Annotated in this window: 9 protein-coding genes; 6 read left to right on the plus strand and 3 right to left on the minus strand. The window is 42.0% G+C overall.

What is annotated here, in order from left to right; genetic code table 11:
- Positions 1 to 4 precede the first annotated feature (4 nt).
- The 4 genes from BET10_RS10135 (at position 5) to BET10_RS10150 (ending at position 3,866) form a co-directional block, all read left to right on the plus strand.
- Positions 5 to 823 (plus strand): hypothetical protein, encoded by an 819-nt coding sequence (locus BET10_RS10135; RefSeq protein ID WP_139158554.1) that lies wholly within the window; start codon positions 5 to 7, stop codon positions 821 to 823.
- Positions 824 to 856: 33 nt separating this feature from the next.
- Positions 857 to 1,483 (plus strand): LysE family translocator, encoded by a 627-nt coding sequence (locus BET10_RS10140; RefSeq protein ID WP_070985429.1) that lies wholly within the window; start codon positions 857 to 859, stop codon positions 1,481 to 1,483.
- 111 nt (positions 1,484 to 1,594) lie between these two features.
- Positions 1,595 to 2,590, plus strand: a complete 996-nt coding sequence (locus BET10_RS10145; RefSeq protein ID WP_070985430.1) for a hypothetical protein — start codon at positions 1,595 to 1,597, stop codon at positions 2,588 to 2,590.
- Between the two features lie 745 nt (positions 2,591 to 3,335).
- On the plus strand, positions 3,336 to 3,866 hold the full coding sequence (locus BET10_RS10150; RefSeq protein ID WP_237124068.1) for a hypothetical protein: 531 nt from the start codon (positions 3,336 to 3,338) through the stop codon (positions 3,864 to 3,866).
- A gap of 246 nt (positions 3,867 to 4,112) precedes the next feature.
- Here the strand turns inward: BET10_RS10150 and BET10_RS10155 are convergent, their stop codons facing one another.
- The 3 genes from BET10_RS10155 to BET10_RS10165 form a co-directional block, all read right to left on the minus strand.
- Positions 4,113 to 5,228 (minus strand): hypothetical protein, encoded by a 1,116-nt coding sequence (locus BET10_RS10155; protein WP_070985431.1) that lies wholly within the window; start codon positions 5,226 to 5,228, stop codon positions 4,113 to 4,115.
- 427 nt (positions 5,229 to 5,655) lie between these two features.
- The gene (locus BET10_RS10160; RefSeq protein WP_070985432.1) at positions 5,656 to 8,175 is read right to left on the minus strand and encodes a glycoside hydrolase family 3 protein; all 2,520 of its coding nucleotides are present in this window, start codon (positions 8,173 to 8,175) and stop codon (positions 5,656 to 5,658) included.
- A complete protein-coding gene (locus tag BET10_RS10165; protein ID WP_070985433.1) occupies positions 8,172 to 9,470 on the minus strand; it encodes a sugar MFS transporter in 1,299 nt (432 codons plus the stop codon). The genes BET10_RS10160 and BET10_RS10165 overlap by 4 nt, the downstream gene beginning before the upstream one ends.
- 226 nt (positions 9,471 to 9,696) lie before the next feature.
- On the opposite strand from BET10_RS10165, the gene BET10_RS10170 reads away from it, so the two are divergent.
- Positions 9,697 to 11,037 (plus strand): GH1 family beta-glucosidase, encoded by a 1,341-nt coding sequence (locus BET10_RS10170; protein ID WP_070985434.1) that lies wholly within the window; start codon positions 9,697 to 9,699, stop codon positions 11,035 to 11,037.
- A gap of 8 nt (positions 11,038 to 11,045) precedes the next feature.
- Positions 11,046 to 12,380, plus strand: a complete 1,335-nt coding sequence (locus tag BET10_RS10175) for a glycoside-pentoside-hexuronide (GPH):cation symporter (protein WP_070985435.1) — start codon at positions 11,046 to 11,048, stop codon at positions 12,378 to 12,380.
- The last annotated feature ends 16 nt before the right edge of the window (positions 12,381 to 12,396 follow it).

The following is a 12,396-nucleotide window of genomic DNA, read 5'->3' on the forward strand; positions in this document are numbered from 1 at the left end:
CATTTTGAAATTAGACAAGTACGTAATGCTTTCTTCACTGGCTGTGTTGTTGGCCTTATTCGATTCTGTTGGCGCTATGCTTGGATTTTGGTCAATTACTAGAAGCGATACGCGCTACTATATCCTAGCGTTTGAATTTGCCACGCTTGGCCTGATGTTGCTAAATAGCCTGTTGATTAAGGCTTCTGTTGAAGGTGTACCTTGGCGCAACGTGTTGGCACAGGGGTGTTTAGCATCATTGATATTATGTATCTGTGGCGATGTTGTTAACTTTAATTTGAGCAATCGTTTTTTTGACAGTAGCGATGTTGTTAAACATGATTATTTGATTGACTCGGTAATATTTTTTGCACCAGGTTATATGATGTTATTGCTCGTAATGGGCTACATTTTTAAGCACTACTACAGTGCACAATACTTAGCGAAGGTAACGTTATTATCGTTTGCTGTGGCGACCTTAAGCTACGTTAATATGGTTAATGTAGAAGCTGAGCTGTACATAATTGTAGTAACATATTTTTACAGCTTACTGATAACACTCATTGGCGCCAGCGGTATATTACTGTGGTATATGTATGGAATATCTGCGCCATTAGGCATATGGCTCTGTTCGATTGGGTTAGTTTTGGCTACAGTGGCTGATTGTGTTATAGGTACAATGTGGATATTTGGCAATGATGGCCAAGGGTTTTATCCATTGGCCAGAGAGCTAAACTGGGTGCTTTATATCAGCTCACAAAGCTTAGTGATTCACCTGCCTCGTGTGATTGAATTAACCTGCATCAAAAGGCTCAGCAACTACCAATCAATAGCGGGTCAGTGAGTCAATAAATCAGTTTTACGGAGATTCAATTACATGGAATATTTGTTCGCAGTGATGCTATTTGCAATATCTTCTTCAATAACGCCTGGCCCAAACAATGTTTTGGTAATGACATCAGGTGTAAACTTTGGGCTTAGAAAAAGTATCCCTTTGCTATTTGGCATATGTATTGGATTCACAATTATGCTGTTTTTAGTTGGTGTTGGTTTTATGCAAGTGTTTGCGTTATACCCTCAACTTAACCTAGGGATCAAGATAGTTGGCGTAGCCTATTTGCTATATTTGGCCGTGCTAATAGCCAAATCAGCCACATCTTATAATACTGAACAGCAAGGCTCTCCATTGACCTTTTTAAATGGTGCTTTATATCAGTGGGTTAATGCAAAAGCTTGGATGGTAGCATCCGGCGCTATCGCCGCATTCACAACGGTCGGAACGGCGGACTTAGAACAGAATATGCAAATATCAGTTGTCTTTTTACTTGTATCATTTCCATGTGTTGGTACTTGGTTGGTGTTTGGCACTGTATTGAAAAAGTATCTAGCTAAACGCAGTTACCGCCAGTGGTTTAACTATACAATGGCATTGTTGTTGGTCTTGTCGGTACTGCCTGTTTTATTCGAAATTGCAAATATGCTTGGAAGTTTAGGGGGATTGTAGTTTGACTTAACCTAATTATGTGTTGTGAACGACCATGAACGCTCATAAGTAAAAAGACTCATTATCCCAACACCAAGTTATAAAAAGTAACGTGTAAAAAGGATTTGTATTATGTACAAACTGGCCAAGCTTTTTATCAAAGCCGTATTGCTGATTATTTTAGGCTCTTCAATTATGGGGATTCAAATCTACTTGGACTTTGTTGAAAGTGACAATGCAACTTATAGCGCTTTTTGGTCGTTCTTTTTGATAATTGGCTCAGGTTTGCTGTTGGGGCTTTTCTGTTTGAAAAACCACTTGCAAACAATACGAGCGCCAAATGCAAAAAGTAAAAGCCGAATTAAACTTAGAGTGGATTTTAATTGGTATTTTATCGGCGGCTTATCAACTGCACTTGCGGTTTTGTCTTTGCTGGGGGACGATGAAAAGTTTGATCTACAAGTGAAAAAATTTGAGGTTCATAGCCTGCTCGCAAGCCCAGAGACTTTGTTAAAATACATGTACCCAAAAGCGAGTAGCTGTAAAGACTTTAACAGCGATCCTTACTGCGCATCCATATTGCTGGATTTTACCAACAAATTTGTAATAGATGCAAAGATAAAAGTGAGTGCGCAAGAGCCTATAGAGCTCACTTATAAACCATCGAAAGCTATCTCTGAGAGTCTAAATAACGATGCAATCTCAAAAGGTGATGCACTGAGCCAGGTATTAAATTATGCAAAGGATAGAACTAATTTTCATACTACCGTGTTACCTGTGTTAGATGCATATAATCAAGCTGTAGAAAAAGCCAGATCATGGTCATTTATAAGTATGATAAAAGCATCCCAAACAGTATGGCTTATATTTGCACTTTGTGTTGCTATATGGCGTATTAGCTTTACCGTTGCTGATTACATAACTGAAATAGAATCTGAAAATAAAGATATCATAAAAACGATAGAGCGAGTTTTAAAAGGCTCCTCGGCTGGCACCTTGATCATCGCCTTAATAATAAGCTCAGCGTCTTTTGGAATGTGGAGCATCAGTACTTTGCTGACGTTAATACCATTGGTAGTATTTGGTAAGTATCTAAAGTACACATTGCATGATAGGCCAACAACCTAGGAGTTATAAATTCAGCTTGATTAACACAGGCTCGTAATTCACGACCAGCTCTGATTTTGTAACCAGCTTAGAATGGGTATGAAGTCAGGGCATACTCCTAGCGCCTTCACTTGTCCCGATAGTGCCTATACATATTGAGTATGCCCAGAAACTAGATGGGATAGGGGGTATTCACCAACTCTTTTGTTGTTTGTTCTTCATGGTAGCGACATGTCTATGAAGCGAAGTAACTTTCCAAGCTGAAGTTTACATCAAGCCTACCTTGGCAAACCAGCTCTGTACCAGCCCCTGCATACTGTTCTACAAGGTTCATCCTATGCGGTTTCAAAGCCCTGCATATGCCCCTATAACTGATCAATTAGTGGTACGTTTATTCTTCACGTTATTGTGTTCTCATTGAGATATTTGACGCGACATGGATCGTCAATATTGTCATAGTTTTCACCTGATGAGCGTATAAATCACCGAAATATAGGTCAGATGTGTCAATACAGCGTCCAAGCAACGTAATTTTAGAGACTGACTAATTGGGTTAGATTTGCGCAAGTCGGATTTCCTAATAGTGTCATTAAAAATCAGCATGAAAATAACTGTTATTGAGTAAACGCTCATTTTGAGTGGGCGATATAATAATGTGTGATTTTAATGTTTGCAAATTGGGTAATAATTATGTATTTATTATATGTATCAACTGTATTTGGTTGTGTATTAGATATTTTTTAATAATTATAAGAAGGATTAAGAGATGAAAAATAAGTTGTCGCTATTAATTGTTGCGCCCATCATGTTAACGAGTGTAAATGCATTGGCTGGAACATCCGCAGGAGCTTCACAAGACTGGAATGGCTATTTTAAAGGTCAATGTGAACTGAGCTCACCTAAAAGAGGGGTGTTTTACACCTTCCCCATGTCACTTGAAATTGATGATGTAACCAAGAAGAAAGCGGACTGGATTATCACCTATGGGGAAGGCCAGACGCAGCAAATCAGAAACTATACTTTACTTGAGGTTGATAGCGACCTTGGCCATTACGCGGTTGATGAGAACAACGGCATCGTGATTGATCAATATCTGATTGGTAATGAGTTTATGAGCCTATTTGAAGTTGGCAGCACAAAAATTCAAACTACCTATACGCTGGACTCAAATGGCACTATGGATGTTTCAATGGAGAGTTTTACTTTTGACCCTGTACGAGAAAATAATGTAGGCGCATATACTGTTTCTAGCTATGCATTAAAAACCAAGCAAAAATGTAGGTTGTATAAGTGGTAAGGTTATAATTATTGTAATAAAAAGATACTAGTATTTTATTATTAAGGCTTCTTTTTATTGAGGCCTTATTTTTTAAGTTTTTATTATCTTGGTATTAAAAATTTCATAGAGCAATAAAGAAAGAAGGTGTTTAGAATTCGTCCTAAACTAAACCATATATAAAACAGCGGAAATAACGAAGTTTTTGTACAGTAGCAGTGATATTAGCGCATGCCAATACCACTACTGAAGACGGATACAGCCCGATTAGTTCATCACGTTAGTGAAAGATACACCTTTATGTGTCACTGTCTCGTCAGCTTTGGCTGATGGGCGAGAGTGCTTAACCACAAGTTGCATTTTCCGTGGGTGGAAGAAACCAGGGTTATCATAAGTTAATTTAAGTTCATACATACCAGGGCCTAATTTACGCATAGAAACAGTGCGCTTTTCAGCGAGTTCTTTAAACTCAATTGGTAGAGATTCATCTGTAACTTTTGCTGATACAAATTCAACATCTACAGGCTCGCCATCTAGTTTCGCATGTAGCATGAAGTAGTAATCATGTACACGTCCTCTTAATCTTCTATCAACGAAGTCTGTACTTAGTTGAATTTCTTTTTTAGGGGTAAAATCGGCCTGCTGCAAGCCCACAACTTCGTATAAGTAGTCTCTGTGGATTTTGCCCTTACACTCAGCAATGGCTTGGCGATACCATTTAATTGATTGCCAGTGTAGTTTTAGAACTTGGGCAGCTGCTACTGCACCAATTTTAAGAGGGTTTGGCACGCCGCCACCGTTGCCCGCGGCTACAGTAACAACACTAGGGCTTAGAGCATTAGCAACACCATCTGCGGCTATGCTCAATATAGCGATTGCCACTTCGTCTGGTAATAGGAAAGCTTGAAATGGAAACTCTTCCAACAAATCTTCAACGAAGTCACATTGCTCTTCATTATATGAAGCGTATGTTTTTTCTTGGCTAGTAGAAACGTCAGAAGTCATTATGTTGTACTGCAGGAATTTTGGCGATGACTTATATTCGCCAACAGACTTCTGAAAGTTAGCTACTTGGTATAAATGCTCCGGTAGCTCCCAGAAGTTTGGGTTTGCTTCCATAGCTTGATATGTCTCTATCAGCTGTTGTTGAGACATGTTAGAGACCATATTTTGGGCTTGCTCAAACTGGTTTACAATTTGTTGACTGTTATTAAGCTGAGCGACAGCGCGAATTGAGTCTTCAAAGTAATCATTTAAGTCACTGCGAAACTCGTTAAGTTCATTGGCGGTCAGTGGGACTGAGGCGGCATTTGATTGAAGTGGCAATACTGCTGAACATACCAATCCTAAGGCTAATGCACATCCTTTTAAATTATAAGTCATAAGGTTTCCTAGTTAGAGTTTTGTTAAAACATGAAATATACATTTCGGAACATATTATTAACTAATGTTTTCCAAAATGGAGGTCCGACCAGAAAAATAACCCATATAAGGCACTGAAATAAAAATGATTATACATAACCGGGATGTTTATTTTGAAATTAACTATTGTGAATTTTGGGATGGATTTATCGCTGAGTTATCTGACACTTCCTGATTTGTTTACATATTTAGTTTAAATCAAGGTGTTGCCGCTTTTTTGTTAGCGTAGACGAGAGGAGGCATTGCAGTATGTGGTGTGAATGTAATAGCGTGTAATTTTCATGGTAAATATTAAGTGAATATTTTATGATATTCTATAACGTTGGTGGATGAAATTGCTAATATGATAAAGGGCCGTTAGGCCCTTGAGATGGTAATAAATGGACTATTATTTATCACAAGTATAAGGCTCGGTTTCATCGCTATTGTTATTAAATAGGATGTTTGAAAGTGTAATACTCAACGGACCTCGACTTGCTATTGCAAATGGGCTGTATACTTTTGCCATATTATCTGTGTCTTGTGTAAAACAGTTGGTGGCAATGCTGACGGTTTTCCAAACTCCCAAATCCTCTTCGCTCAGCAGGTTAGTTAACGCGATACCTTGTGAGCAGGAAGCATCGCAATTTACACCTACTTTGGTACTCGCTTGTAATTTACTATTTAGCTTAATATCAAAAGTAAGCGTACTACCTAGCTCACTATATTGACGCATATCATTAGGAAATGCGTGACCGATTTGCACCTTTGCAACATTACGATTTTTAAAAGTGATTTCACGAGAATCTTCTTGAATATAGCGGTCAGTTGTACGCACATTCAGGCTATTGAGCGATGCGGTATTGCTGTCCATTGCAAGCGTTTTACCATCGACATATAGGCTCAATGACCATGGACTTTTTACACTACCATGCATAATAGCCAGTGACTGCTGTTTTGTAGATTGTAAAGAAGCATTTTCACTTAGCGTGTCCAGTTGTACATCATCTTGATAAGTCAGGCCGTAACCATAAGCAAATAGGGGGGCATAGTCAGAATCATTGACATTGAGTTGTGCATCATCGGGTGAAGCGGGCCAAGAAAATGATAGCTTACCTTTGAAGTCATGATTGATATCTCCATTGGCTTTACGAAACAGCACATCGGCAACACCGTTACCTTCAGAGCCCAACAACCACGCAACCACAAAAGCATCGGACGCGTTCAGTTCTGGGTTAACCCAAAGAGGGCGTCCAGTAATGAATACTGATACAACGGAAATGCCTTGGGCGCGTAACTTTTGTAGTAGGGCAAGGTCTTTGGCATCGCCTCTTTGGTAATCTAAGTTATCCAAATCGCCATTACCTTCAGCGTAAGGGTCTTCGCCAAATACAACGATAGCGACATCTGGTTTCGCTTGGTATGAGCCATCGACGCTTAGCTGAACGTTCCCGCCATTTTGTGAAACCACCTGCTTAATGCCGTCATAAATGGAGCTACCTCCAGGGAAATCCTCATTTTGATTGCCAGTACCTTGCCAAGTAATGGTCCAACCGCCAGATTGTTTGCCTATGTTGTCGGCGCCGTCGCCTGCAACCAGTACATTAAGGTTGGGTGATAACGGTAACAGCTGTCGATTGTTTTTAAGTAGCACCAGTGACTCTCGAACGGCTTGACGAGCAACCGCTCTATGTTCAGGATGGCCAATCAGCTCAGTTTTACCTGAAAGTGAACGGTTAGCGGGGCTTGGTTTATTAAATAACCCTGCGCGGAATTTGACCCGTAAGATACGAGATACAGCATCATTGATACGCGCTTCGCTGATTTCTCCACTTTTCACTTGTGCTATGGTGTTTTCTAGTAACGGCTTCCAAGCTTTAGTTGGGACCATAAAGATGTCGAGGCCGGCGTTAATACTTTGGCTGCAACTTTCGTTTGAGCACCCTGCAACTTGACCATGCCCATTCCAGTCGCCAACCACAAAGCCGTCAAACCCCATTTGTTGCTTTAACACATCAGTAAGAAGATACTTATTGCCATGAATTTTTTCACCATGCCAACTATTAAATGAAGCCATAACGGATTGCGCACCCGCGCCCAACCCTTGTACATAGCCTTGTGCGTGAATCTTAAATAGGTCTTGTTCTGAATCGATATTGTTACCTTGGTCATCGCCATCTACCGTGCCGCCGTCACCAACAAAATGCTTAACGGTACTGATCACACGGTTGTCAGCCAAAAACTCATCGCCGGGGCGACCTTGTAGACCAGAAACGATAGCCGCAGCGTACTTGCCAACAATTTCAGGGTCTTCGGAATAACCCTCATAGCTTCTGCCCCAGCGATCATCACGCACCACAGCAACGGTTGGTGCAAATACCCAATCAATGCCCGTTACCATGACTTCTCGGGCAGTGATGGCAGCTATTTGCTCAATCAGTTTTGGATTATTTGCAGCGCCAAGGCCGATGTTGTGTGGAAACAGTGTCGCGCCAATTACATTGTTGTGGCCGTGAACCGCATCGGTCCCCCACATGGTTGGAATGCTGATACCATCTAAGCTGTCATCCATAGATGCTTGATACATTTGCTCGGCAAGTGTTATCCAATCGGCAGGGGTTGCGTGTTTATCGTTGTTTGGAAATGCACCACCACCATTTAGGTAAGAGCCAAATCCATAGCGTCGCATATCTTCTACACTGACATCGCGGATCTCTGGTTGTATCATTTGTGCGACTTTTTGTTCTAGCGTCATCGAGCCTACGAGCGCCGCTACCTTTTCTTCTATGGCCGGATCTTTGGGCACGACGCTTGGAAGTTTTGGCCAAATTTGGTTGCTGGCATTTGCTTGGTTATCGGTGTTTTGTAAACATCCTGCAACACCAAGCAATGCAATGCTTAAGGTGATAAATGAAGCTGTATTTTTCATAGTTTTTCCGGTTGACTCTCAAATCGTTTGAATTTCTTTGGTGTAGTTCCAAACATGCCGTAAAAGGCGATGTAAATGAAGCATAGTGCTGGTAAAACAAATGACATCTGTAGCCCGATGCTATCAGCTAGCATCCCTTGCAGTAATGGCACAATAGCGCCACCTACGATAGCAAGGCATAGCAAGCCTGACGCTTGGGCCGTTTGTGATTTTAGTGATTGGATAGCCAAGCTAAAAATAGTGGGAAACATAATGGAGTTACACAAGCCAACCAGCAGCAGTGACCACATTGCGAATTGACCATTACCGATAATCGCAAAACTGACAAGTAGCGTACCTGCAAGTGCATTAAACACCAGCACATGGGCTGCGTTGACTTTTTGCATGACAGCAGCACCGATAAAGCGACCGACCATGGCGCCGCCCCAGTAGTAAGTGATGAGGTGAGCGGCATGTGCCTCTTCAAGACCGGCAATATTTTCAAGCCCTATGTAATTAATCAAAAAGCTACCGATGGCGACTTCACCGCCCACATATAAAAATAAACCAATGGCGCCTAAAGTCAGGTGCTTATGGTGAAGAACGGACAGGAGGGTATTTGGCGTGACGGTATCGGCGCCTTGTTCATGGTTTTTGTTACCAATCGCAGGCAGTTTTAAAAACGTGAATAGCACCGCTAATACCAGCAACATTGCACAAAGTAGCAGGTAAGAAAACTGCACGCCGCTGGCATCGGTTTCACTGCCTTGCGACACAACGCCTGCGGATAAGATAAGCATGCTGCCAAATGCTGGCGCAACGGTTGTTCCAAGAGAATTGAATGCCTGAGTCATGGTCAAGCGTGATGATGCTGTTTTGGCGTCGCCAAGAATGCTCACAAATGGGTTGGCTGATACCTGTAGTATGGTGATGCCGCTGGCGAGCACAAATAGTGCTGCTAAAAATAGGCTGTATTGTCTAAGCGCCGCTGCGGGATAAAACAACGCACAGCCGAGCGCGGCTATGACTAAGCCAAAAACAATTCCTCGTTGAAAACCAAGCTTACCGACTAGTTTCCCCGCAGGAAGAGAGACCACAAAATAAGCACCGAAAAAGCAGAACTGGATAAGCATTGCTTGTGTGTAGGTGAGTGAAAACATCGCCTTTAGGTAGGGGATCAAAATGTCGTTCAAGCAGGTAATGAAACCCCACATAAAAAACAATGTTGTAAGGGCACTTAATGCAAACATATGATTTGTGTTGGGTGCGTGTTCGGCTTGACCAGATGGTGGCAATGCCGTGGGTGAACCTGCCATGTTATTACCTCGGTTAAATTAATATGTTTTTATTTTAGTAAGTTACATTATTAAATAGTGAAACAACTTGACCTATTGCAGGTTTGCAATTACCGTTTATTTAAAAATGTAAGCGCTTTCATTTATAGCATAATCACCTCGTAAAGCAACACGCAAGTATTTTTTATCATGTTGTTGGTACGACAAATAGCGCAGGCATAACCATAACAAGCAAAGAGCATAGCTAATGACATCACTGAGACTTAAGAGCGATTCACCGTTAAATAACGAACAATTTACCTTCGGTGTCGCAACATCTTCTTATCAAATCGAAGGGGACCGCGCCGCTAGGCTTGAAACAATTTGGGATAAGTTTTGTGAAGGCAAGGGTAATATAGCGGATGGTTCAAACGGAGATGTAGCTTGTGAACATATCAAGCATTGGCAGCAAGATGTTCAGATGATAGCGGGGCTTGGCGTTGATGCGTATAGATTCTCAGTGGCTTGGGGGCGTATCTTAAATCGAGATGGCAGTATCAATGAGCGAGGACTTAAATTTTATGTGTCTTTGCTAGATAAGCTAAAAGAATTAGGGATAAAGGCGTATGTAACGCTCTACCACTGGGATTTACCACAGTATCTTGAAGATACTGGTGGCTGGCTAAATAGAGACACAGCGTTTGCATTTGCCAACTATGTGGATGTGGTGTCCCGCGAATTTGGGAATAGAGTATATTCATATGCAACGCTCAATGAGCCTTGGTGTAGTGCATATTTGGGTTATGAAGCGGGCATTCATGCACCAGGTTTAAAGAGCAAGCAATTTGGTAAGCAGGCCGCGCACCATTTACTACTTGCTCACGGCCTTGCTATGAAAGTGTTAGCAAAAAATAGCCCGAGTAGTAAAAATGGTATCGTGCTTAACTTTAGCCCGTGTTACGCGGCCAGTTCCTCTGAGCAGGATGTCGCGGCTGCGCGCTTAGCGGACGAGCACTTCAACCAGTGGTATATCAGGCCGTTGCTTGAAGGTCGCTACCCAGATGCGATTAATGACATGAGCGATATCAACAAACCCATTATTGAGTCACGGGATATGAGTGTAATTTGTCAGCCAATTGATTATATTGGCGTTAATTACTACAGCCGTGCCATTTATCAGCATTGTGACGAGGACGGATTTAAGGTTAAAGCACCAGAGACAATGTGTTTAACAGACATGGGGTGGGAAATTTACCCAGAGGGCTTATACAAGCTACTCACTGACTTAAATCGCCGCTATCAGTTACCTGAGGTAATTATCACTGAAAATGGTGCGGCGATGAAAGACGAATTAGTGGCGGGGGTTATTGACGATCAGGACAGAATTGCTTACTTACAAACACACTTAGCCGCGATTGAGAAAGCGATAGGCGCAGGCGTTGATGTAAGCGGCTATTTTGCATGGAGCCTAATGGACAACTTTGAATGGGCTGAAGGATATAAAAAGCGTTTTGGGATTGTTTATGTTGATTATAAGAGTCAAAAACGTACATTGAAGCAAAGCGCAAAAGCATATCGGGGTATGTTGCTTGGGCGGTTACATAAATAGAGATAACGATGCTGACAATAAAAGAAAAAATAGCATACGGACTAGGGGATACAGCCAGTAACCTTATTTTTCAGACAGTGATGATGTTTTTGCTGCTGTTTTATACCGATGTAATGGGGTTGGAGCCTGCACTGGTGGGAACTTTGTTTCTTGTGGTGCGTATTTTTGATGCGGTGACAGACCCTTTAATGGGAGCGATTGCTGACAGAACACATACCAAGTTTGGTCAGTATCGACCTTATCTTTTGTGGCTTTGCGTGCCATTTGCCTTGATAAGTGTATTGGCCTTTACCACGCCACAGTGGCCGTACGCCATGAAAGCCACCTATGCATTTGTGACCTACGCGTTACTGATGCTGGTTTATACAGCGATTAACATTCCATACTCTGCGCTTGGCGGGGTAATGACTAAAGACCCGCTACAACGAGTGTCTTTGCAGTCGTACCGTTTTGTCTTTGGCATGCTGGGCGGTTTGATAATTGCCGCGGGGACCATACCGCTGGTGGAGCTATTGGGTAAGGGTGATGTACAAAAGGGTTATCAACTTACCATGGCACTCATGGGTGTACTCGGTATGGTATTGTTCCTATTCTGTTTTGCTGGCACAAAAGAGCGAGTAAAGCCAAATGCAAGTTTAGCTGCACCCGCCATCAGCAGTGATTTCAAACTACTTTTTAAAAATTCTCAATGGCGTATTTTGTCTCTGGTTGGAGTTTTTCTACTCACCGGGCAAGTGTTAAAGGCGTCTTTAGCCGTCTATTACGTAAAATACTATCTGCAAATGCCTGAGATGGTAACGCCATTTGTCACTTTGGGGATGGTCGCGAGTATATTGGGCTGTGCGTGTTCAAGCTGGCTTGCAAGTAGAATCTGTAAAGTCAAAGCATATATCAGTTTACAAGTTACAGCCGCGCTGCTTTGCGCATTGGCATTTTTTGTGGGCCAGCAGCAATGGCAATGGGCTTTTGCACTGTTTGCTCTGTGGAGCTTTTTTTTACAAATGGCCACACCATTGCTGTGGGCCATGATGGCAGACACCATAGATTATGGTCACTTAACTACCAAGCGCCGCGTTACCGGTATGGTTTATTCTTCCGTGGTATTTTTTATAAAACTGGGAATTGCCCTTGGCGGCGCCATAGCGGGGTGGTTGCTTAGCTATTTTGGTTATCAGGCAGATGTGGCACAATCTGAACAAACTCAGTATGGTATTTCACTTAGTTTTAGCGTTTTGCCAGCATTTGGTTCCATTATGGTAGCTTATCTAATGCGTAATTATTTGCTTGATGGTCCCTATATGATCTCAGTCCAAACGCAGTTGAGTGAACTTAAGCGCCAATAAGGTTAACCAGTTTAAA

The sequence above is a fragment of the Pseudoalteromonas amylolytica genome (assembly GCF_001854605.1).
In the GTDB taxonomy this organism is placed as follows: Bacteria; Pseudomonadota; Gammaproteobacteria; order Enterobacterales; family Alteromonadaceae; genus Pseudoalteromonas; species Pseudoalteromonas amylolytica.

Bases quoted from the DNA above. Each gene is read 5' to 3' on its own strand.
- BET10_RS10140 (WP_070985429.1), top strand. From the start codon at position 857: ATGGAATATTTGTTCGCAGTGATGCTATTTGCAATATCTTCTTCAATA.
- BET10_RS10145 (WP_070985430.1), top strand. From the start codon at position 1,595: ATGTACAAACTGGCCAAGCTTTTTATCAAAGCCGTATTGCTGATTATT.
- BET10_RS10150 (WP_237124068.1), top strand. From the start codon at position 3,336: ATGAAAAATAAGTTGTCGCTATTAATTGTTGCGCCCATCATGTTAACG.
- BET10_RS10155 (WP_070985431.1), bottom strand. From the start codon at position 5,228: ATGACTTATAATTTAAAAGGATGTGCATTAGCCTTAGGATTGGTATGT.
- BET10_RS10160 (WP_070985432.1), bottom strand. From the start codon at position 8,175: ATGAAAAATACAGCTTCATTTATCACCTTAAGCATTGCATTGCTTGGT.
- BET10_RS10165 (WP_070985433.1), bottom strand. From the start codon at position 9,470: ATGGCAGGTTCACCCACGGCATTGCCACCATCTGGTCAAGCCGAACAC.
- BET10_RS10170 (WP_070985434.1), top strand. From the start codon at position 9,697: ATGACATCACTGAGACTTAAGAGCGATTCACCGTTAAATAACGAACAA.
- BET10_RS10175 (WP_070985435.1), top strand. From the start codon at position 11,046: ATGCTGACAATAAAAGAAAAAATAGCATACGGACTAGGGGATACAGCC.